The organism is Wolbachia endosymbiont (group B) of Philonthus cognatus (genome assembly GCF_947179345.1).
In the GTDB taxonomy this organism is placed as follows: Bacteria; Pseudomonadota; Alphaproteobacteria; order Rickettsiales; family Anaplasmataceae; genus Wolbachia.
In genome coordinates this window covers 153,799-175,241 of record NZ_CAMXBG010000001.1, presented here as the reverse complement: position 1 = coordinate 175,241, position 21,443 = coordinate 153,799, and the positions used below count along the sequence as shown (strand labels likewise).

Below are 21,443 nucleotides of genomic sequence, written 5' to 3'. Positions count from 1 at the left end.
ATTTTTCACTGAAAATCAATATATTATATGTATAGAGTTTTAATTTAAGTTATTATGTTGACCCCAGTAGCAAATTTATGTGTTAATAGTAGCACTAATCTCATGCAATATATTGCTGAAGTGCGAAAATTTCCTATGCTTTCCCAAGAAGAGGAAGTGCGATTAGCAAAAAATTGGCAAGAATACCAGGATATTTCTTCTGCTCACAGGTTGATTACTAGCCATTTGAATTTGGTAGTAAAAATTGCAATGAAATTTAAGAATTACGGTCTATTGTTGATGGACCTGGTCATGGAAGGAAATATGGGTTTAATGCATGCAGTGAAAAAGTTCAATCCTGACTTGGGATTTCGTTTTTCAACTTATGCAGTATGGTGGATTGAAGCTTCAATGAAAGACTTTATATTAAAATCTTGGTCACTTGTAAAAATAGGTACAACGCAAGCACAAAGGAGATTGTTTTTTAGTTTACGTAAAATAAAAAAAAGAATTTTACAATACACAAACAGAGAAACTTTGAGTAAAGAAGAAATAAAAGCAATATCAAATGAGCTTTCTGTATCTGAAGAAGATGTTGTACAGATGAGCTATCGTCTGGCTTGTAAGGATCAGTCGTTAAATAATTGTATAAAAATAGGTGATGACTCTAAAAAGGAGTTACAAGATATGATTCCGTGTAATTTAGTTAGTCAAGAAGTAGCTTACCAGAATCATGAAGAAAAGGCATTAAAAGAAACAATCTTAAGCAATGCATTAGCAAGTCTTAATGAAAGATCAAGAGACATTTTCATTAGCAGATACTTGTCTGAGAATACTCAGACTTTGGATGAGCTTAGCAAAAAATATTGTGTTTCAAGAGAAAGAATAAGACAGCTGGCTGAGCAAGCGATGAGTAAGGTAAAACAACATATAAAATCAGAGAGTTTGAAATTCGGTTTACATGCGTAGTCTTTTCGTATTTCTAATATTTCTTTCAATAGACACTCTTGCATCGGTTAGTAATGTACAACTGAGCGAAAAATATAAAGACTGGTTTGTTTATACTGCATTGGAAGATGGTGAAAAAGTGTGTTATATTGTATCTCATCCTAAGAAAAAAAGTGAACATTATACAGCCGATCGCAAGCCGTATGTAATGGTCAGTTACGTTGATAAAAAAGCAGATGAGGTGAGCGTCACTTCTGGCTTTCAGTATAATAATGAGCCTGTAGTTCTCAATATCGATAAAAAAATTAAATATCAATTGCCAATAATACAGGGAAGTCTTGCGTGGACAGATGATACAAAAATGGACCAAGATTTGATTCTAAAAATGAAGCAGGGATTATCAATGGTAGTTAATGGAAAAGTAAAAACAGCAAATGTTGATGATACTTATTCCTTGCTTGGGTTTCAAAAAGCTTACCAAAAAATGCACGACTTATGCCATACAAAGTAAATTATTGATCACTAAAGTATAAGATAGGCTGTTTTGTCTCTCAGACAAAAATATGGATATCACTTTACATAGAATATGAATATCATTTAAAATATATTTTTGAGAATTAATATGTCAAAAATTGTAGATATAGGAATCAAAGAACAAAGTTCTGTGTGTGAACAAATGCGTTTTAGTGTAAGTCGTGCAAGTCTTTTAAATACGCTATCCAGAGTGAGCGGGGTGGTTGAAAGGCGCAACGCGATAGACGTTTTAGCGTGTATAAATATCAAAGCACAACATGGCAGCATAAAACTAAAGGCTACTGATCTTGACATTTCAATATTTGCCTCACTTACTGCAAATGTATCAGCAGAAGGAGAAGTGAAAATCTCAGCACATACTTTACATGACATAGTGAAAAAATTGCCAACTAATTTGGATGTCAATTTCGAAATGAATAATCAAGGAAAATTATTGATATCCTGTGGAAATGCAAATTTTTCTTTACCGAACGTAGTTTCAAATAACTTCCCTGTTCTTGAAGAAGGTGATCATCAATACGATTTCACTCTACTAAGTGCAGATTTGGTAGACTTGTTGACTAAAACGAAGTTTGCTGTGTCGCTGGATGATACAAGGTATAATTTAAACGGGATATATCTGCATACAGATGAGCAATTTCTGTACTGCGTTGCAACTGATGGCCACCGTTTATCATGTATAAAAAGGCCTAAACCTGAAGATATCAACGGCGAATTTGGGGTGATCATTCCACGTAAAACTATCATGGAATTATTGAAAGTATTGTGTGATTGTAATGAGATTAATATAAAACTTTCAGATAGAAAAATCAAATTTACATGTGGTGAGTATATTCTAATATCAAAATTGATAGATGGGACTTTTCCAGATTACAAAGCTGTCATTCCAACGTCTCAAGATAAACAAATGATTGTTGAGAGTAGTAAGCTTGCTAGCGTTATAGATCGGGTTTCTGTTGTTGTGTCCGATAAAATAAAATCCATTAAATTTTCATTGCAAAAGAATTTATTAACTCTGCATTCAAACTCTCAAGAGTGTAGTGATGCAACTGAGTCTATAGAGGTGGATTACGATGGAGCTCTTATGGAAGTAGGATTTAATTCTCGTTATTTGCTTGATGCTTTATCTTGTATAAAAAACAAATGTAAGGTCAGCCTATCAGATGGTAATAGCGCTACAATTATCACTGATGAAGATGATCCAAGTGCACTATATATAGTAATGCCAATGAGGACTTAAGCTAGTAATCTATCTTTACTAAGTATAAGCCGTGAGGCGGCGCAGTGACCCCAGCGGCGTTTCTTTTGCATTGACTTAATATATTTAGCATTTCTTGTGGATTAGTTCTATTTTTTCCAAATTCAACTAAAGTGCCAACAATAATCCTCACTTGGTTATGCAAAAAGGAAATCGCAGATATTTTGATGTATATGTGACTTCCATTTTGTACTATATCAATATCATCGATTGTTCTGACCGGATTTGTAGCTTGACAATCTTTTGAGCGGAAGCTTGAAAGATTATGTTTTCCAAGCAGGTGTCTAGCAGCTTCACGCATGATGTTTACGTCAAGTGGGTTAAATACTTGCCACACATAACCGATTTCCAGAGCTGCAGGAGCGTAGCGATTAATTATTCTATATTCATAATATCTTTTTTTTGCTGAAAATCGCGCATGAAATGCATCATCTACGGCTTCTGCACTAAGCACAACTATAGGAATAGCTTTTAAGTGATAGTTTATTCCATTTCTTATTCTGTAAAGCTCAAATTGCCTTTCCATATTGAAATGAGCAACTTGCCCTAAAGCATGAACCCCTGTGTCAGTTCTGCCACCACAATGCAAAGAGACTCTCTCGCCACTGAAATTAAATATAGCGTTTTCTATGGTTTCCTGAATTGAGTTAGCAGAGTGTTGTTGCTTTTGCCAGCCAGAGAAACCACTACCATTGTATTCTATCGTTATTTTGTATCGCACTACAAAGTCTATCTATCTAATTTTAGGTAACTAACGTTCTTCGTTATTAAAAAACCCTTGGCAGATTGGTTGCGTTCAATTACCATGGAGACTATACAAGTTAATAAATGATCCATGGCACATAATCCAGAAGAAAGAAATAATGATAAGCAAAAAGCACTAGATAATGCAATAAGTCAAATTGAAAAAGCATTCGGTAAAGGTGCAATAATGAAGCTAAAGCAAAACCCTGTAGAAAAAATAGACACGATATCTACAGGGTCGATTGCACTTGATTCAGCTCTGGGTGTTGGGGGATTGCCAAAAGGACGTATAATTGAGATATTTGGCCCTGAGAGTTCTGGTAAAACTACCCTTGCTTTGCATGTAATTGCTGAAGCACAGAAAAAAGGAGGTTTATGTGCATTTATCGATGCGGAACACGCACTGGATGTTATATATGCTCGTAAACTTGGAGTGAAAACTGATGATTTGGTAATTTCACAACCAGACACTGGAGAGCAGGCGTTGCATATTGTTGAGTATTTAGTGTGTTCTAGTGCAGTTGATGTAATAGTTATTGATTCTGTTGCAGCACTAACTCCAAGAGCTGAAATTGAAGGAGATATGGGCGACCAGCACATGGGACTACAAGCAAGGCTTCTAAGCCATGGACTCAGGAAACTAACTTCTGTAGTTTCAAAAGCAAACTGTATATTGATATTTATCAACCAAATTCGTATGAAAATAGGAGTAGTATATGGAAATCCTGAAACTACCACTGGTGGAAATGCGTTAAAATTCTATACTTCTATAAGACTTGATATAAGAAAAGTTGGTGCGATAAAGGATAAAGAGAATATTACGGGTAATGAAACGAGAGTTAAAGTTGTAAAAAATAAAGTTGCTCCTCCATTTAGAGAGGCAAAATTTGATATAATGTATAATGAAGGCATATCAAAACTTGGGGAAATAATAGATATAGGAGCAAAACTTGGTGTCCTTGAAAAGGCAGGCGCTTATTATTCATATAACAATACGCGTCTTGGGCAAGGAAGAGAAAATGTAAAAAGCTACCTCAAGGCGAATAAAGAAATTGCAAATGAAATAGAAACAAAAATCAGAGATTTATTTAAAAATCACGATAACTCTATTGCAATAGAAGAGGAGCGTGAACAACTTCTAGAAGAATCAGTATTCTAATCTAGATGCTTGTATTGGGCAGTATTCAATTGCTACACTAAAGTTTCACTCTCAACCGAGTTGATGAAAGCTGCGTTATCTCCTTGCAGCATTAGGTGTATATTCTTTGCTATTTTTTCCACTAAGAGGATAGCGTTATCAAAATTTTCAAATTTTGATAATACATAATCTGCTAAGCTTTTCCGATTTTCAGGCCTACCTACTCCAAATCTCAAACGCCAATAATCGTTACCAATAAAGCTATCTATAGACTTAAGTCCATTGTGTCCAGCAGAACTACCACCTTTTTTTACTTTTATTCTTCCAAATTTCAAGTCAGCATCATCATGTATGACAACAATATTGTCTAGCGATAATTTGTAAAAATTTTTTATTTTTGCAACAGGAATACCTGAATTATTCATAAATGAAGAAGGCTTTATTAGCATAACTTTATTATTGTTAATTATGCCAGAGGTTATCAAGTAATCGGCTTTCTTAGAAAATGACTGAAAATTCCAATATTTGTAGATTGCGTCAATAACGATAAAACCAATATTATGATGAGTTAACTCATATTGACTACCAGGATTACCAAGCCCAGCTATTAAATGCACTACTCCTCTGTTTTTGTTTGAGTCTCTTCAACATCACTATCGGCAGCAGAGATTGTTACAATGGTGAAATTTTCTTCCTCATGAGCTACAAATTTAACACCTTCTGGCAATTTTACATCATTGATATGTATAGACTGACCAATCATTTTGCCAGACAAATCAATTTCTATGACTTGAGGTATTTTCTCAGGAGAGCATTTGACAGTAATAGAACGACACAGAACATTAAGCACTCCACCTAATTTGATTCCTGGTGATTTACTTTCATTGATGAATGATAAAGGTATATCTATTTTAATTTCACTACCTTTATCAACAAACTGAAAATCAACATGTTGCACAGTATCCTTTACTACATGCCATTGAATATCACGAACAAGAGCATATTCTTTTTTCCCCGAAATATCTAGTTCTATTAAATGTGCAGAAAGAGCACCTGATTTATATTGTTTAGTAAATTCCTTTGCAGACAATGTCAAATTTACGTTATCATGCCCTTTACCATATATAACTGCAGGTATACTTCCCTTCTCCCTCAGAGCCTGAATCGCTTTCTTTTTTTTTACATCACGTAACTCTGCATTAATTGTTACCATTTCTTGCTGTGCCATCGATTACTCCTATTCAGCTAATCCTTTTTATATAATTTAATAATATAACATAAAAATATTTATTTCAAACTTCATTCTTTCACACTAATTCTTTGTGGAAAAATTTATTTAGATATATACTTAAGATTACGTAGTAAGAGCTATGGGTATTAACGATCAAGTAGTTTTTAAGATTTATAAGCCAACAAAAACTGCAACACAATCTGGCTTAGGTAATACAAAATTCTGGTACCTAAAAATTGAGCCTTGTTCTTACTATATTGAACCTTTGATGGGTTGGGTTGGCTCAAAAGATCCCCAAAAACAGATTGTATTAAAGTTTGATTCTCTTGAAAAAGCAATATCTTACGCAAAGAAACACAACACAAAGTACACAATTGAAATGCCAAAAGATGTTAAAAGACTGCCAAAATCTTATGCAAATAATTTCGTATCAAAGTAAGTTTTATCGTAGTGTGTTTATCTAAAAACCTAAACCTAATCGTTACTATGATTTTGCTAACACACTAAGGTCATTTAGATAGTCGAACCTGGCTAGCTAGTATCAAAGAGTTATTTTTTAGGTATTTCTCCGTAAGACTGCAAGTTTTTTTGGATTACTCAAATAACTTCATTCTGCTTGAAGAACTTTTATGTTGCTTTGCACTAAATTAATTTCACGTTTTATTTGTGTTAGCTATTTATTTAGTGAGTGGACATGTAATTTTACCTTAAATAACCCTATAATAAAAACATAGTTATTGAGATAATACAGAAGGTTCTCATGACAACCTCTGTATAGCTCTTAATTTTGCTGAACGCGCACGCGGATTTGCATTTATTTCTTCCGCACTTGCTTTAATCACTTTTTTGTTTAAAAGGGAGAATGTCTTGGTAGGTCCTGGTTCACACAAATCTTTAAAAAGGGTTTTAACTATACGATCTTCTAGAGAATGAAAGGTAACTACAATTAATTTGCCGTTTTCACTTAAAATCTCAGATGCAGCTTTAATACCCTTTTCAAGCTCTCCTAGCTCATCATTTACCCATATTCTGATTGCCTGAAATGTTCTAGTTGCAGGGTCAATCTTGCTTTTTCCACGAAACACTACAGAACGTACAATATCCGCAAGTTCAAATGTAGTTTTGATAATTTTCTTCTTCCGCGCATTTACTATCGCTCTTGCGATTTTACGAGAATGACGCTCACCCCCATAATTATATATAGTGTTCGCAATCTCTTCTTCACGTAAAGCGTTAACAAACGTCGAAGCATTCATATGAGAATAGTTATCCATGCTCATGTTAAGTGGGCCATCACGTAGAAATGAGAATCCTCTATCTCCATTATCAAGCTGCATAGATGAAACTCCAACGTCGAAAACTATTCCATTGATACCTTTAATATTATTACTATCTAATAAATTTTTAATATTACTAAATTTCTCAATAAATAGATTTATTCTATCAGGGTATTTAACGTTCAGATCATCATAAAATTTGGTAACTGTTTCATCCCTATCAATTGCATACACTTTGCAATCAGCGGATTCCAATATTGCTTTGCTATATCCTCCAGCTCCAAACGTGGCATCCACATATATACCACCACTGTGTGGTGACAATTGCAGTAGCATCTCTTTTAACAAAACTGGAATATGTGTCATATCAAGAGACTTTGTGCACTTAAATTAAAATAACTTTCTCGCCAAAAAATATATGGAAATATATAGGTATAGTATAAGAATATTTAAATATAATCAACGATATAAAAATTTAATAAGATAATATTATTAATATAACATTTACATAATTCACGTTTGAAAAAGTAAGTAATATTACTATAATATCAAACAAATTACGGAAGATTTCGTGCAACAAATAACAAAAGTAATACTATCAAGTTTAATTTGTAACACTTTGTTGTGGTATGATCACATGCTTTTCAGCCATCTAATAAGCATAATCGGAGATGTGTTTTTTCCATCAGACGACAAATTAGTCAGCATACTTAAAGCTTTTGGAGTGTTTGCAGTGGGTTTCTTAATAAGACCAATTGGTGCTGCTATATTTGGCCACATTGGAGATAAATATGGAAGAAGGATTGCTCTATTTCTCTCTATCATATTGATGACTCTATCAACCGTACTTATTGCATTTGTTCCAGGGTATCAGAACATTGGGGTACTCGCATCAGTACTGGTGGTATGTTTAAGATTATTGCAGGGTATATCTCTTGGAGGAGAGGCAGGAAATGCCCCATTTTTAATAGAGCATGCTCCTAAAAATAAAAGAGGATTCTTTGGCAGTATTGAAGTATTGAGCGCAATTCTTGGCTCAATATTAAGTCTTATAGTGGTGCTTATATGCAAAAAAGTATCCGATTTTGAATCTTGGGGATGGAGATTGCCTTTTATTTTCAGTTTTGTAATAGGATTAATCAGTATATATATGAGATATATACTCGATGAAAGCCCAGAATATAAAAAGCAGGAAAAGCCACATGAATTACCGTTAAAAGAACTGTTAAATGGCTATAAAAAACCTTTTCTAATATCAATTGGAGTTGACATAGTTGAGAATGCATCTCTTTACATATATTTAGTGTTTTTTAATCTACTTGCATCAACAATAAACACTCACTTTAATCACGCAGTAGAAATATTGAATCAGGTTGCACTTGGAGGATTGACTATACTATTTGCAATACTGTCTGATAAGATAGGAAGAGAGAAAGTCATGAAATTTGCATTTGTGACTTTTATAGTAGTAAGTTATCCAGTTTTTTCAATGATACTAAGTGGTAATAATTTGCTCACCATAATGGCGCACGTTCTTTTTATAATCCCAATAGCTGCTTCTCTTGGTCCTGTTAGCGCGTTTATGTGCGAATTATTCCCAATAAAGGTACGATACAGTGGATTTGGTTTATCAAGAAATATAGCTTCGGGATTTTTTGGTGGTCTTGCACCATTTATATGCACAACTATTATCAAAGTTACAGGACAAGGAACTTTAGCAAGTTTTTACATGATTTTCTGTGCACTAATTGGGTTAGTTGCTATATCACAAGTTAAGAGTTAGATTTTTTCAAAAACCAAGTGTTTAAAAAATCTAATCATAAGGTGGAAAATGCCAATTTTTAGGTGATAGTGTAAATATTTCAACTCCATCTTTTGTGACTCCAAGCGTATGCTCAAACTGTGCAGAAAGTGAAAGATCACGTGTTGTCACTGTCCAGCCATCTAGCTTGCTGAGAAGAGTTTCATGTTTTCCAGCATTGATCATTGGTTCTACCGTAAAAAACATGCCTTCTTTTAAGATAAGATCCTCACCTTCATCATAAAAATGTACAACATTTGGTGGAGCATGAAAAACCTTTCCTATGCCATGTCCACAATAATTGCGTACGATAGAATATCCAAAATCTTCAATATATTTTTCTATAGCAAATCCTATTTCATTTAACTTATTGCCGGGCTTAACTTGTTTTATCGCTTCCATTAGCGCATTGTAGGCAGCATTACACAAACGCTTTGCTTTTATTGAGGGTTTACCAGTCCAAAACATGCGACTTGTATCACCATACCAGCCATTTAAAATCACTGTAACGTCAATATTTAAAATATCTCCATCTTTAAGAGGTTTATCATCAGGAATACCATGACATACAACAGCATTTTTCGAAGTACAAATTGATTTCGGATATCCCTTATAATTCAGTGGTGCTGGAATTGCACCTGCATTGATTATAAAATCATGACATAGATCATTTAATTCATTGGTTGTTACGCCTACTTTGACGTATGGTGCAATAAAATCAAGGGTTTCAGCTGCAAGCCTGCCAGTTTTACGCATAAAGTCAAAGTCTTCTTGTGAATGTATAGTTATGTTCATATTTTCCATTTCTTATTATAATTCACATCTTGCATAGTAGATAATGTCATTCCACTGCTTGACACATAATTGTACGAATATTGAATGCAAAAGTACAAAAAATAGTGTCATCAGAATGCCTTTTTTTCCTGTCATCCCAGTGTCACGCACTGGGATGACAAGAGGAGAACTACTGGGATGACAAGGGGAGAGCTACTAAATGACATCTTCAATTTCTGTGTGTCAAGCACTGAAGAGGTCTCTCCTATTTTCTCTTGATGAATAAATCTAAGTAGAGTATAGTAAAAATGCATTTATGTAGCGGTTAATGAGCAATTTAGTTTTAGTCTATATAACTTTTTCGAACTTGAAAGAGGCTAAGGCTATTTCTGAAGAATTGTTAAACGAGAAGTTAATTGTGTGTGTAAATATATTTCCTGAAGTAAATTCTCTGTATTTATGGGAAGGTAAAATTAATAGTAATTGTGAAGTAGTGGCAATTATGAAAAGTAGGAATGATCAGGCTGATAAGATTGTAGAAAAAATCGAGGCAATGCATTCTTATGATCAACCAGCCGTTGTGATAATACCCATAGGAAAAGCGAATAAATCTTTTACTAATTGGGTTAATAATGTTATTGATATAAAAAATATTGGGGTGTAGCCAAGTGGTAAGGCAGCGGTTTTTGATACCGCCACGCGAAGGTTCGAATCCTTCCACCCCAGCTTTATTGAAGTGTGCGTGAAATGATATCACTTTTTTATAAATTAAGGTTATTTAATTACATACTGGGCAGTTTGAAAGATATAGTTGTCAAGCTATTTCTTTTCACTCTGTATCTTTATACATCGAGCATTATGCTCATGTTTCTCACCAATGGCTTTTGGTATACTGTAGAGTTTAGCTCTTTCAAAAATGCATTTTACCATTTGTATCAATATTTAAAATGGTATTATGAAAATAGAGATGATTTGGGTTATGGAGTTTCTATTAGAATATTAGTAGCGTTTCTTACTCCGCATTTTCTCTACAAATTATTTTCTGGCACAGGCTGGAAGTCTTTTTTCAAGGAGAAGATAGTTCAGATACTCAGCACAAGAAGAAAAATGAGTAATAAACCAAATGGCAGTAGTTATGGTTATAGTAATAAGAACAGTTACGGTAACAATAATCTTCAAGAGGCAGAACGGAAAGTGAATATGATAAAGCAGCTATTAATCCAAGATATAGATGAAGCTATAGAAAAAAGATTAAATGATATTTTTCTTGGTGAGAGGGGTAAACCTCATTAAAAGGGCTTTATCTTTTTTAGAATTGGCTGTATTTTATTTTTTATGTATAACGGATCACAGTCAGCCAGTATACATGTTTCAACAAAATCTTGACTGAAGTCTGATAGCCAGGAAATTGCTTTACGTTTCTCTATCAAGCTTTCTGTTTTTTTACAGTTACTTGCTGCATCAATCATTGCCTGTGATATCACTGATTGCCACAGTATGCAGTACCTTTGTATATCATCTAAAGTGCTATTTGCTTCGTGATGGTAAAAAAATTCTTTGAAATTGAAGTTATTTGACATTATGTACCTCTTTAAGTTGAAAATTAGAATTTGAAGTAGTGCGAAAGTTGTCTTGCTGAAGCGAGTAGCCTTTATGACAGTCAGACCGGGTTTTGTATGAGCTATAAATGTTTAAGAAATTCTCTAGAAGCATCTGGATCGGTAGAGCCGGGTAGCAAAATAAGGTAGACGAGAAAAGACAACTATAGAAAAAAATGATCAATGCGCAACACTGGAAAATTGATTACAAATAAGACAACATTTTCGATCAAAAACCAGTGTCTGAGCACTGGCATTATAAAGAAACCTATGTCAGCTACTTGCATGACACCGATTTCTCTCTTATACTTTTTTTGTCTATCTTATTTTGTCACTCTGCTGAACAGATAATTTTCGCCAATAAGCTTTCTACTGAATTTTTGTTATTGAGCTCGCACAGATCAAAGACAAGTTTTGAGTCAAAAATACCTTAATATTATAATAAGGGGCTGGTAAAATGTGTCTAGTAAGTTTTCTTCTCTATGCAACTGCACCTCAAGCTAATAATGGACCATCAGGCGTATTACCAATTACATTGATCTGGTTTAATATTTTATTAGTGGGGTAAAAATAATTTTTTATAAACTCCTTATATATAGCTGTTAATTTATGTATATCGTCTATTGATACGCATTCATTTACCTGATGTGCGGTTTTGTTGATCATACCAAATTCAATTACTGGACAAATATCCTTAATAAACGCAGCATCAGATGTACCACCACTTGTGCTCAGTACAGCATCAATACCGGTCATTTTATTTATCGCATCAAGCATAATATCAGTATTTCTATCAGGAGTAGAGAGAAAAACGTTTCTGCTGCTTTGCATAGAAAGTTTATAATCGTTAGTCACATTGGTGCATATTGCATCAATCATCTTATATAAAACGTCTGGTGTTTGTGTATTGTTATATCGAACATTAAAACCTGCTGCTATTGAACTAGGTATTAGATTATTAGTATTATTTCCAACGTCGATAGTAGTAATTTCGCAATGTGAAGGCTGAAAATATTTATTACCAGTATCAAAAGTGATATCTTTTATCTTACTTAGTATCGATACCATTTTATATATTGGATTCTCTGCTAGATCTGGGTAGGCAACGTGCCCTTGTTTACCATGGCAAATCAATTTAAATGTTGCAGAACCTCTTCTACCTATTTTTACTGTATCACCTAATTTCTCACTACTAGTTGGTTCGCCAACTACACAAAAATCTATCTTTTTTTGCTTACTTTTCATCCATTCCAAAACTTCCTTTGTTCCATGTTCTTCCGCGCTTTCTTCAGCACTGGTAATCAATGCACTGATTGAACCACTGAATCGAAACTTACCTGCAACTGAATCTACGATAGCAGCAATAAATGCGGCTATTCCACTTTTCATATCAGCTGCTCCTCTTCCATATAGCATTCCATCTCTAATTTCTGGCTTAAATGGATCAGATATCCAATCTTTTAACTCACCTGGTGGTACAACATCAACATGTCCAGCAAAACACAAGTTTGGTACTCCATTTATATATTTCGCATAAAGATTTTTAACTTTATCACCAAACTCTAAAATCTCACATTCAAAACCACTTTTCTTGAGAATGGCTGCTATATGCTCTATTGCCCCATCGTCTTTTGGTGTTATACTTTTAAAAGAAATTAATTTCTTAGTTAGTTCTACAGGGTCAATCTTCATACCAATCTTGAAATACTAACATTACCGTATTGTAAACATTCTATGCGATATTTAAAACAAATATTACAGCACACAGAACAAGTTCTTATTAGGGAAGTAACAGTACTTGCTGATAATATCTATGAAATATGTAGACAATATGGAAATGACATTTTTCTGATTGCAGATGAAAATACAGCAAAACTTTTAAACAAAAACATACTTAATAAAGTTTCTCATTTAATTATTCCAGCCACACCTGTCATTCCAGCGCGTGACTATGATGGATCGCAGTGTCACGCTACTTGGATGACACCAAATAGACTGAACAGAGCTGCTTCCCTCCAAGCTGTAAACCTAGTTAGAAATAAAGCAAAAGATAGTGACTTAATGGTTGCATTTGGCAGTGGCACTGTTAATGATATCTGTAAGTACGCAAGCTATTTAGAAGGCAAAGACTACATATCCTTTCCAACAGCTGCTTCCATGAATGGATACAGCTCTGCAAACGCTTCAATATTAGTTGATGGATATAAAAAATCGTTCGGAGCACATCTTCCAAAGGCAATATACATTGATACCGATATAATTGCCAACGCACCACCACGCCTCACATTAAGTGGATTTGCAGATTTCATCTGCCGTTCAACAGTACAAGCCGATTGGCTATTATCTCATCTATTACTTGGCACAGAATATAATGAACTCCCCTTTAAACTTGTTCGCAATCTGGAGGAAATTTTGCTCAGAGAACACTTGGCACTTGCTAAAAAAGATAAAAGAGTAGTTTTATTACTTATGGAAGCCTTATTGATTTCAGGACTCGGAATGGTGATGTCAAAAGGCAGTTACTCTGCAAGTCAAGGAGAACATATGATAGCTCATGCAATTGAGATGGTAACACAGGATTATTCCTCCTCGTTACATGGGGAAAAAATTGCTGTGACAACGATTACCATGGCTAACTTGCAAGAGGAGATATTGTCAATACGAAACCCGATTACCAAACCGATCACTTTAGATGTAAAACATATAACTCAGTGCTTTGGTAATACCGAATTTATAAAAATTCTAAAGCAGAAGCAAATGATGCAGCAAAAAATTCAAGAGATTATTTGCAAAGAATGGAGTAATATTTCTAGTTTAATTAAGCAAAATTTACTATCTGCAAAACACCTGCAGAAAGTATTTGAAGATCTATCAATTCCGTACTTACCGGAGCATCTTAATTGGAACAAAGAGCAATATTGCAAGGTAGTCAATCTTACATTTGCAACAAGAGATAGATTCACCTTTCTTGACCTGGCTGGTTGTATAGAAAAAAGTTAGATTTTGTGTATTCGTTCAGTAGGGTAGCAAAATAAGATAGACAAAAACACAGTAACAAATGGTGTCATGCAAGTAGCTATCCAGCCTTTCTTAACAACAAAAACTTAGCATGACTTTTGTGCTCAAAAAACTTCTGGATTCCAGCATCAAGTGCTGGAATGACATGGTAAAATATTATTCAAGTAGCCTCTATCCCAGTACCTATTCGGTGTCATTCAAGTCAACTCTTTTCTTGTCATCCCAGTGCCTAGACACTGGGATCCAGAAAACTTCACTTTAAATGAGTGCATTAGATTGTCTTTATATAGATGCCAGTGTCAGCTACTCGGATGAAATTCATTTAGTTGTCTTTTCTCATCTACCTTACCACTTTCTTGAACGGATACCATTAGCCATTCCCCTGAATAGATACAACAAATGTTGTATCTTTATCACTTCACATACATTATTCCATATACTATATGAACAACTGAAAAAAAACTTCAGTTAATTGACAATGAATCACGTTATTTTGTCAAATGCGCTGCTATCGCCAAACCATAGCTTAGCTTGAGTGGCTGAGGAGGGATTTGAACCCCCGACCAAGAGATTATGATCCTCCTGCTCTACCACTGAGCTACTCAGCCTCATTAAAAACCTTGCTATATATATGATCTACATGTTTCGTATAATACTTCAAATCAAACAAAGATTCAAGTTTTTTAGAGTTAATAACTTCAAGTAAGGATTTATCTTGTTTCAGTTCGGCCAGAAAATCACTATTGTTTTGTTTCACTTTCATTGCATTGCTCTGAACAATTTTATACGCCTCTTCCCTCGCCAAACCACTATTTACCAACTCGAGTAATACTCGTTGTGAAAAAACCAAGCCTTTTGAAGAATTTAAGTTCTTTTCAATGTTTTCCTTATTGATCACCAATTTATCTATCAAATCTGTTAATCGTACTAAAGCAAAATCCATTGCTATACAAGCATCAGGAGCAATGCATCTTTCCACAGACGAGTGCGATATATCTCGTTCGTGCCATAATGCAACATTTTCTAATGCAGGAAAAACATAGCTGCGTATTAAGCGTGAGAGCCCAGTCAAATTCTCACTTAAAATAGGATTACACTTATGCGGCATAGCAGAACTTCCCTTCTGACCAGTGGAAAAATACTCAGAAATTTCTCCAACTTCAGTTCTTTGCAAGTGACGTATTTCAACGGCAATATTCTCTATTGAACTTGCAATCACTCCTAAAACTGAAAAGAATATTGCGTGTCTATCACGAGGAATGACTTGAGACGATATGGTTTCAGGTATAAGTCCCATTTCTTTCGCTACATACTCTTCAACAAACGGATCAACATTTGAAAAATTACCTACTGCACCTGATATTTTACAAATCGAGATCTCTGTTTTCGCGCTAATTAATCTCTGATAATTGCGTTTAAATTCAGCATAAAATCTAGCAAATTTTAATCCAAGAGTTGTTGATTCTGCATGCATTCCATGACTGCGCCCAACACAAACAATATTTTTATAGTCCTCAGCCTTTTTTTTCAGTGCTGAAAGTATATTTTTTAAATTTTCGAGCAAAATATCACATGATTCCTTTAACTGAACCGCAAGGCATGTATCTAAAACGTCAGAACTTGTCATTCCATAATGAAGATAACGAACATCAACTCCCGCTTCTTCAGCAACATATGTTAAAAAAGCTATAACATCATGTTTTACAATGGATTCAATTTCGTTAATACGTTCAATATCAAATTCAATAACATCAGAGAGCTTCTGAGCAACACTATTTGGAATCACTCCTAACTCTGCTTGAGCTTCACACGCTAATTTTTCTATTTTGAGCCATATATTAAACTTATTTTTTTCTTCCCAAATGGAAGACATTTCTTTGCGGCTATAGCGTGGGATCATTAGATGATCCCTGTCTTATCTTTGAACATGCTAGACCCCAGTGTGTAACACTGGGACGACAGAAAAAAAAGGCACTGGAATGACAAGAGTAGTTGAAATATTTTATTCACTGCTATTCGTTATTTGTATCTTCTTGTTGCTCAGATTTCTGATTTTGCAACTTTACTTGCCTCAATTCATGTGCATCTTTTTCAGATCTTACAACGTATATAGTAATTGGAACTATCACTTTACTATGTAATTCTATATTTACTTGATACTCGCCCAAATTTTTGATACTTATTCCACCAAAAGATAAACTATGATGACTTATATCATATCCTTCTTGTAATAAAGTTTTTGCAATTTCACGTGTGGTTACAGAGCCAAAAATCTTTCCATCCTCTGAAGCTTGCTTTATTAATATAATAAATTTATCATGCAGTGATGATGCAAGCACTTTTGCTGCATTTAATTTTTTGATATTTTCTTCTTCCAATAATAAACGCTGTTCCTCTAACTTTATTAAATTTTCCTTAGTGGCTTTCATCGCCTTTTTTTGTGGAAAAAGAAAATTACGGGCATAACCTGGCTTAACTTTGACAACTTCACCAAGCTTACCTAAAGTTGTTATATTTTCCTTTAAAATTATTAACATAAATTACCTAACTTTTTTAGTACAGTAAGGAGCAAGAGCTAAAAAGCGTGCTCTTATAATTGCTAAGCGCAACTTTCTTTGTTTTCTTGCGCACACACCTGTTAACCTTCTAGGTAATATTCTACCATAGTCAGAGGTGAATTTGGACAATAAATCTATATTCTTATAGTCTATGTCCTCATCTTTAGATGCAGTAAGAGGACAGACCTTAGGACGCCTAAAGCCAGTTCTGTTATTTACAGACACGTAAGAATTATTAAAACTATTTCGTCTTTTCATCATTATGCACTTTTCTCCTCAATTTGTTTATCCAGCATGTAAGATTTACCTTTAAAAAACTCATTAACCCGTACAGACAAGTGGCGAATAATATTCTCATTCAGTTTTACTTTACGCTCAAATTCATCCATAATGCTTGAAGTAAAACTTATACACATCATACAGTAATGACCACTTTTCATCTTATTTATTGGGTATGCAAAATCCAATAGACCCCAATATTCATATTTTATCAATCCTGAAGCTTCAATATTTTTCAAAAGCACTTCCAGCGTTTTACTCAATTGATTTGAGTCTACTATTTTTAAACTTTTTAAAACCTCTTGAAGGGGCTTTATTAGATGTTGTGAAATATTTTCCTTAAAAGCATTTACTACATTATAGATAAATGCACTTTTAGTGTTAGCTCCTGGAAGGTCCATAAAATTTTGTTTTATTCCCGTATCACTTAGTTCATTTTTCAATTCTTTATCGATTCTTGACTTTATTTCTTTTAAATTTGAAAAATCTTCTTCCAATTCAACCCATAAAATTTTTGTCAGAGTTTCCAAAAAATCAGAGTAAACAATCAGACTTTTTTTAATGCTTTCAGTACTTGCCTCTAGCTCTTGTTTTGTAACTGTGCTATGTTCTCTTTCTATGAGACCTTTAAACTCCTGAGAAATAACATCTGCTTTAATATTTTTCAACAAAATAGCCAATTCTTGGACCATTTCTTCTACTTCTTGCTGCAATAAGTTCGGTTGTGCTATAAAAGTAAATTCATAGAGATTCACTATATCTTCCTTTAATATCAATTAAACACTTTATTATATAAAACTTTTTTATATAAGCAAGTTATTTGTATTAATTTCTACGCCTTCAATCCAACTTAAGTGAGATATTTCATAAATAGCTTGGGGGGTGATTGAATATGTACCTGGCAACAAGATGCTGACTTTATGTTTTTTGAGAAGAAACTTTAGCATTATTTTGGTTTTGCCTCCATTTTTCAACACTGAATTCAACTCCTCAGCAACTTTTTGCGAGTCTGCACATACAGCAGTTAAAACTAATCCTTTCATTAGAGAAGTAACCTTTTCTGTAAATTCAGATATGTCCTTTCCTGATAGTCTCGTTGTGTTTTCTGAAATTTCAAGATCAATTATCACAAATGCTCCAGGTGAAAATAGATTCCTTTTTTCTTCTATTATTTCATTATTGTAGAATGCTATTTCAGAAACATTGTGGGGATCAGAAAGTGTTAGGATAACAAATCTTCCACGTTCTGAGGTTCTCATACGCACATTTAATATTACACCAGCAGTTTTTATCGTCTTACTCTCTCCGATAAACCCAATATTTAATTTTTTCAAGAGAGTTCTAAACTTTTCAAGTGGATGATTAGTTAAGTAAAATCCCAATGAAAATAACTCATGCTCTAATTTTTCCTCTTCATTAAAATCTTCCACGTTCTCAAGTTTTGGCTTCAGAATATCAAGATTACCAAATAAAGCAGCTTGATTTGACTGCCTATTTTTATTTGCAAAGTAAATCAATGTGTCTATTGACTCGTATAACTGCTTTCTATTTTTGTGCACACTATCGAATGTTCCAGATTTAATTAAACTTTCTAATGCCCTTTTATTTATTATATGCCCCAAATTTTGAATGAATTCCCATATGTCCTTATAAGAACTTGAGCGTGCATTTACTATTCCTTCTGCTATAGCAAAACCAACATTACGCAAAGCAGCAATTCCGTAGCGTATGTGCTCACCCTCTATTGAAAATTCAGCCTTAGATTTGCTGATATCAGGCGAAAGAACAGCAACTCCACTGAATTTTGCAGCATGATAAAACAAATTCAGTTTGTCTCTATCATCAATGTTGAGATTCATCAAGGCCGTAAAAAATTCTAGCGGGTAGTTAGCCTTAAGGTAAGCTGTTTGGTAAGATATAATCGCATATGCTGCAGCGTGGGATTTATTAAATCCATAACCAGCAAATTTTGCAACAAGATCAAAAATATAACTTGCCCTGTCGTAATCAACACCGTTTTTTGTTGCTCCTTGAACAAAAAGTTCACGTTGTTTATCCATCTCTGCCTTAATTTTCTTACCCATGGCACGTCTGAGTAAATCCGCCTCTGCTAAGCTATATCCAGAGAGAATACGCGCTATTTCCATTACCTGTTCTTGGTAGATTATTACTCCGAATGTTTCTTTTAACACCTCCTCAAGCAATGGATGAATGTAATCTGGCTTTTCAAGTCCATGCTTTCTTGCAACATAAGTTGGAATGTTATCCATAGGCCCTGGGCGATAAAGAGAAATTAAAGCGATGATATCTTCAATGCAGTCTGGTTTTAGTTTGATTAAAGCTTCTCTCATTCCCGAACTTTCAAGCTGAAACACTCCGATTGAATCACCTCTTGAGAGCATTTCATAGGTTCTTTGATCAATCAAAGAAACCGAGGAAATATCAAATTTTTTTTCATCACGATTAATTAAACGACATACATGATCTATTAGTGTTAGCGTACCAAGTCCAAGAAAATCAAATTTTATTAACCCAGCTTTCTCTACATATTTCATGCTGTATTGAGTGATTGGCAGAGCCGAATTTGGATCATAATAGACGGGAACAAAATTTTCTAATTTTTGATCGCATATTACAATTCCAGCAGCATGAGTTGAAACGTGACGATATATTCCTTCGAGCTTTAGTGATATATCAAGAAGCTTTGCAATTACCTCATCACTATCTCGTTCTTTCTGTAGGTTTTGATCAAGCTCTATCGCTTGCGATAAAGTTACAGGATTTACTGGATTAAATGGAACCATTTTAGATATTTTATCCACTTGAGAGTAAGGCATTTGCAATACTCTACCAACATCACGCAATACTGCCCTTGCTTGCAATTTTCCAAAAGTGATTATTTGAGCAACATAACCGTACTTTTTCTGAACATAATCAATAACCAGGTCCCTTTTCTCTTGGCAGAAATCGATATCAAAGTCAGGCATCGATACACGATCAGGATTTAAAAATCTTTCAAAGATCAGACCAAACTTTATTGGATCAAGATCTGTAATTTGTAAGCTCCAAGCAACAATCGATCCAGCACCAGAACCTCTTCCCGGTCCAACTGGAATGCCATTTGCTTTGCTCCAACGAATGAAATCAGAAACTATCAAAAAGTAGCCAGCGTAGTTCATCGAAGTTATTACGCTTAGTTCGTAATTCAGCCGATCGTAGTATTGTTTAAGGTCTATGTCCGTTTCATTTGCAATGCGGAATTCTAATCCTGCAACTGCCTGCTCCCTCAGTTCTTCATTCTCAGTTTTATTTTCTCGACAAGGAAATTTAGGCAAGATAGGCTGCCTGCTTCTTGGCATGTAAGAGCACCGCTTAGCTATCACTAAAGTGTTATAAATTGCTTCGGGAATGTCGCTGAACAGTTCCTCCATTTCTTCCACAGATTTGAAATAATGTTCAGTAGTTAGCTTCTTTCTGTTATTCTCGAGAGCATAACTGCCCTCCGATATGCACGTTAATATATCATAAGCTTCATAATCAGATCTATTTGAAAAAAACACATCATTCGTTGCAACTAGTGGTATATTGCGCTGATAAGCAAAATCTATTAAAGCTTCTTCAAGCTCTAGCTCTTTATTCAGCCCATGACGCTGCAATTCAACATATAAATGACCATCGAATGCTGAGAGCAGTCTTTTTATCGTTTCTTTATCTTGCTTCAATAACAGTTGAGCCAATATGCCGTCATATCCACCAGTTAAGGCGATTAGGCCTGAACTTAAATTTAATAGCTCATCAAAATCAACGTAAGGAATATCGCTGTTATTCTTGCGCTTTTTAAAAGACTCACTCACCAAGGTGACTAAATTAGTGTACCCTTGTTCATTTTTTGCAAGTAGGAGTATTGATAAATTTTGTTCTAAGTGTCGAACGATAATATTGCATCCTATTATTAGCTGTATTCCCCTACTTGCTGCATATTCTGCAAATTCAAGTGAGCCAAATAAGTTACCTGAGTCAGTAACTGCAACTGCCGGCATTTTGTTCTGCAAACAAAGACCAATCAGCTCCTCAATTTTAACCGAACTCTCAAGCAGAGAATAAACGCTATGAACACGCAAGTGTATGAACATAAAAAACTTTAGATTAGCAATAAAAGGATAACATTAATTTGCTCGTAGGGATATGAAAAGGTCTAACACTGAAATAACACCAAAGAGGCTATTTGAATCTAATTTACTATTCACAATCCCGGTTATTAGCTTGTTTTAATTGACTTTTTATCATAATCATGTAATAATTAAAC

At 34.4% G+C, this 21,443-nt stretch carries 21 protein-coding genes and 2 tRNA genes; 10 read left to right on the top strand and 13 right to left on the bottom strand.

What is annotated here, in order from left to right; translation table 11 throughout:
• The first annotated feature begins 54 nt into the window (after nucleotides 1–54).
• The 3 genes from ONG78_RS00765 to dnaN all read left to right on the top strand — a co-directional run bounded on the left by ONG78_RS00765 (nucleotide 55) and on the right by dnaN (nucleotide 2,701).
• Nucleotides 55–948, top strand: coding sequence for an RNA polymerase factor sigma-32 (locus ONG78_RS00765; RefSeq protein WP_012481951.1), 894 nt, complete (start codon nucleotides 55–57; stop codon nucleotides 946–948).
• Nucleotides 941–1,438 carry an invasion associated locus B family protein gene (locus ONG78_RS00760; protein WP_019078627.1) on the top strand — a complete coding sequence of 166 codons (498 nt, stop codon included), beginning with the start codon at nucleotides 941–943 and terminating at the stop codon, nucleotides 1,436–1,438. Before ONG78_RS00765 ends, ONG78_RS00760 begins: the two co-directional genes overlap by 8 nt.
• Before the next feature lie 111 nt (nucleotides 1,439–1,549).
• On the top strand, nucleotides 1,550–2,701 hold the full coding sequence (gene dnaN / locus ONG78_RS00755; protein ID WP_264377447.1) for a DNA polymerase III subunit beta: 1,152 nt from the start codon (nucleotides 1,550–1,552) through the stop codon (nucleotides 2,699–2,701).
• 1 nt (nucleotide 2,702) lies between these two features.
• On the opposite strand, the gene truA is transcribed toward dnaN, so the two are convergent.
• Nucleotides 2,703–3,440 carry a tRNA pseudouridine(38-40) synthase TruA gene (truA, locus tag ONG78_RS00750; protein ID WP_264336495.1) on the bottom strand — a complete coding sequence of 246 codons (738 nt, stop codon included), beginning with the start codon at nucleotides 3,438–3,440 and terminating at the stop codon, nucleotides 2,703–2,705.
• Nucleotides 3,441–3,554: 114 nt separating this feature from the next.
• Here truA and recA point away from each other — a divergent pair, with 114 nt between their 5' ends.
• Nucleotides 3,555–4,622, top strand: coding sequence for a recombinase RecA (gene recA / locus ONG78_RS00745; RefSeq protein WP_264376085.1), 1,068 nt, complete (start codon nucleotides 3,555–3,557; stop codon nucleotides 4,620–4,622).
• Between the two features lie 32 nt (nucleotides 4,623–4,654).
• On the opposite strand, the gene pth is transcribed toward recA, so the two are convergent.
• The gene (gene pth, locus ONG78_RS00740) at nucleotides 4,655–5,218 is read right to left on the bottom strand and encodes an aminoacyl-tRNA hydrolase (RefSeq protein WP_264375065.1); all 564 of its coding nucleotides are present in this window, start codon (nucleotides 5,216–5,218) and stop codon (nucleotides 4,655–4,657) included.
• Entirely contained in the window at nucleotides 5,218–5,829 is a 612-nt protein-coding gene (locus tag ONG78_RS00735; RefSeq protein ID WP_264375064.1) for a 50S ribosomal protein L25/general stress protein Ctc, read from the bottom strand. The genes pth and ONG78_RS00735 overlap by 1 nt, the downstream gene beginning before the upstream one ends.
• A 142-nt stretch (nucleotides 5,830–5,971) precedes the next feature.
• Here ONG78_RS00735 and ONG78_RS00730 point away from each other — a divergent pair, with 142 nt between their 5' ends.
• Entirely contained in the window at nucleotides 5,972–6,271 is a 300-nt protein-coding gene (locus ONG78_RS00730; protein WP_264375063.1) for an ETC complex I subunit, read from the top strand.
• Nucleotides 6,272–6,590: 319 nt separating this feature from the next.
• Here the strand turns inward: ONG78_RS00730 and rsmH are convergent, their stop codons facing one another.
• Entirely contained in the window at nucleotides 6,591–7,475 is an 885-nt protein-coding gene (gene rsmH, locus ONG78_RS00725; RefSeq protein ID WP_264375062.1) for a 16S rRNA (cytosine(1402)-N(4))-methyltransferase RsmH, read from the bottom strand.
• 205 nt (nucleotides 7,476–7,680) lie between these two features.
• On the opposite strand from rsmH, the gene ONG78_RS00720 reads away from it, so the two are divergent.
• Nucleotides 7,681–8,892 carry an MFS transporter gene (locus ONG78_RS00720; RefSeq protein WP_264375061.1) on the top strand — a complete coding sequence of 404 codons (1,212 nt, stop codon included), beginning with the start codon at nucleotides 7,681–7,683 and terminating at the stop codon, nucleotides 8,890–8,892.
• A gap of 30 nt (nucleotides 8,893–8,922) precedes the next feature.
• Here ONG78_RS00720 and map read toward each other — a convergent pair whose 3' ends face one another.
• Nucleotides 8,923–9,705, bottom strand: a complete 783-nt coding sequence (map, locus tag ONG78_RS00715) for a type I methionyl aminopeptidase (protein ID WP_264375060.1) — start codon at nucleotides 9,703–9,705, stop codon at nucleotides 8,923–8,925.
• Nucleotides 9,706–10,012: 307 nt separating this feature from the next.
• Between map and cutA the strand changes: the two genes are divergently transcribed.
• The 3 genes from cutA (at nucleotide 10,013) to ONG78_RS00700 (ending at nucleotide 10,977) form a co-directional block, all read left to right on the top strand.
• Nucleotides 10,013–10,348 carry a divalent-cation tolerance protein CutA gene (gene cutA / locus ONG78_RS00710; RefSeq protein ID WP_264377446.1) on the top strand — a complete coding sequence of 112 codons (336 nt, stop codon included), beginning with the start codon at nucleotides 10,013–10,015 and terminating at the stop codon, nucleotides 10,346–10,348.
• A tRNA-Gln gene (locus ONG78_RS00705) sits at nucleotides 10,339–10,410 on the top strand. The genes cutA and ONG78_RS00705 overlap by 10 nt, the downstream gene beginning before the upstream one ends.
• Before the next feature lie 138 nt (nucleotides 10,411–10,548).
• Nucleotides 10,549–10,977, top strand: coding sequence for a hypothetical protein (locus ONG78_RS00700; RefSeq protein ID WP_236607905.1), 429 nt, complete (start codon nucleotides 10,549–10,551; stop codon nucleotides 10,975–10,977).
• Here the strand turns inward: ONG78_RS00700 and ONG78_RS00695 are convergent.
• Complete coding sequence (locus tag ONG78_RS00695) at nucleotides 10,974–11,264, bottom strand: hypothetical protein (RefSeq protein ID WP_264377445.1); 291 nt, start codon at nucleotides 11,262–11,264, stop codon at nucleotides 10,974–10,976. The genes ONG78_RS00700 and ONG78_RS00695 overlap by 4 nt on opposite strands.
• Before the next feature lie 513 nt (nucleotides 11,265–11,777).
• A complete protein-coding gene (gene dapE, locus ONG78_RS00690) occupies nucleotides 11,778–12,974 on the bottom strand; it encodes a succinyl-diaminopimelate desuccinylase (RefSeq protein WP_264377444.1) in 1,197 nt (398 codons plus the stop codon).
• A 42-nt stretch (nucleotides 12,975–13,016) separates the two neighbouring features.
• Here dapE and ONG78_RS00685 point away from each other — a divergent pair, with 42 nt between their 5' ends.
• Nucleotides 13,017–14,282, top strand: a complete 1,266-nt coding sequence (locus ONG78_RS00685) for an iron-containing alcohol dehydrogenase (protein WP_064085670.1) — start codon at nucleotides 13,017–13,019, stop codon at nucleotides 14,280–14,282.
• Nucleotides 14,283–14,836: 554 nt separating this feature from the next.
• Here the strand turns inward: ONG78_RS00685 and ONG78_RS00680 are convergent.
• From ONG78_RS00680 to dnaE, 6 genes are all read right to left on the bottom strand, one after another.
• Nucleotides 14,837–14,908, bottom strand: a tRNA-Met gene (locus tag ONG78_RS00680).
• The gene (gene purB, locus ONG78_RS00675) at nucleotides 14,899–16,200 is read right to left on the bottom strand and encodes an adenylosuccinate lyase (RefSeq protein WP_264375056.1); all 1,302 of its coding nucleotides are present in this window, start codon (nucleotides 16,198–16,200) and stop codon (nucleotides 14,899–14,901) included. Before purB ends, ONG78_RS00680 begins: the two co-directional genes overlap by 10 nt.
• 112 nt (nucleotides 16,201–16,312) lie before the next feature.
• On the bottom strand, nucleotides 16,313–16,837 hold the full coding sequence (rplI, locus tag ONG78_RS00670) for a 50S ribosomal protein L9 (RefSeq protein WP_264375055.1): 525 nt from the start codon (nucleotides 16,835–16,837) through the stop codon (nucleotides 16,313–16,315).
• Nucleotides 16,838–16,840: 3 nt separating this feature from the next.
• A complete protein-coding gene (gene rpsR, locus ONG78_RS00665) occupies nucleotides 16,841–17,119 on the bottom strand; it encodes a 30S ribosomal protein S18 (RefSeq protein WP_010402759.1) in 279 nt (92 codons plus the stop codon).
• Nucleotides 17,119–17,892: a 30S ribosomal protein S6 gene (rpsF, locus tag ONG78_RS00660; RefSeq protein WP_264377443.1), complete on the bottom strand. Its 774-nt coding sequence runs from the start codon at nucleotides 17,890–17,892 to the stop codon at nucleotides 17,119–17,121. The genes rpsR and rpsF overlap by 1 nt, the downstream gene beginning before the upstream one ends.
• Before the next feature lie 48 nt (nucleotides 17,893–17,940).
• A complete protein-coding gene (gene dnaE, locus ONG78_RS00655; protein WP_264377442.1) occupies nucleotides 17,941–21,270 on the bottom strand; it encodes a DNA polymerase III subunit alpha in 3,330 nt (1,109 codons plus the stop codon).
• Nucleotides 21,271–21,443 lie beyond the last annotated feature (173 nt).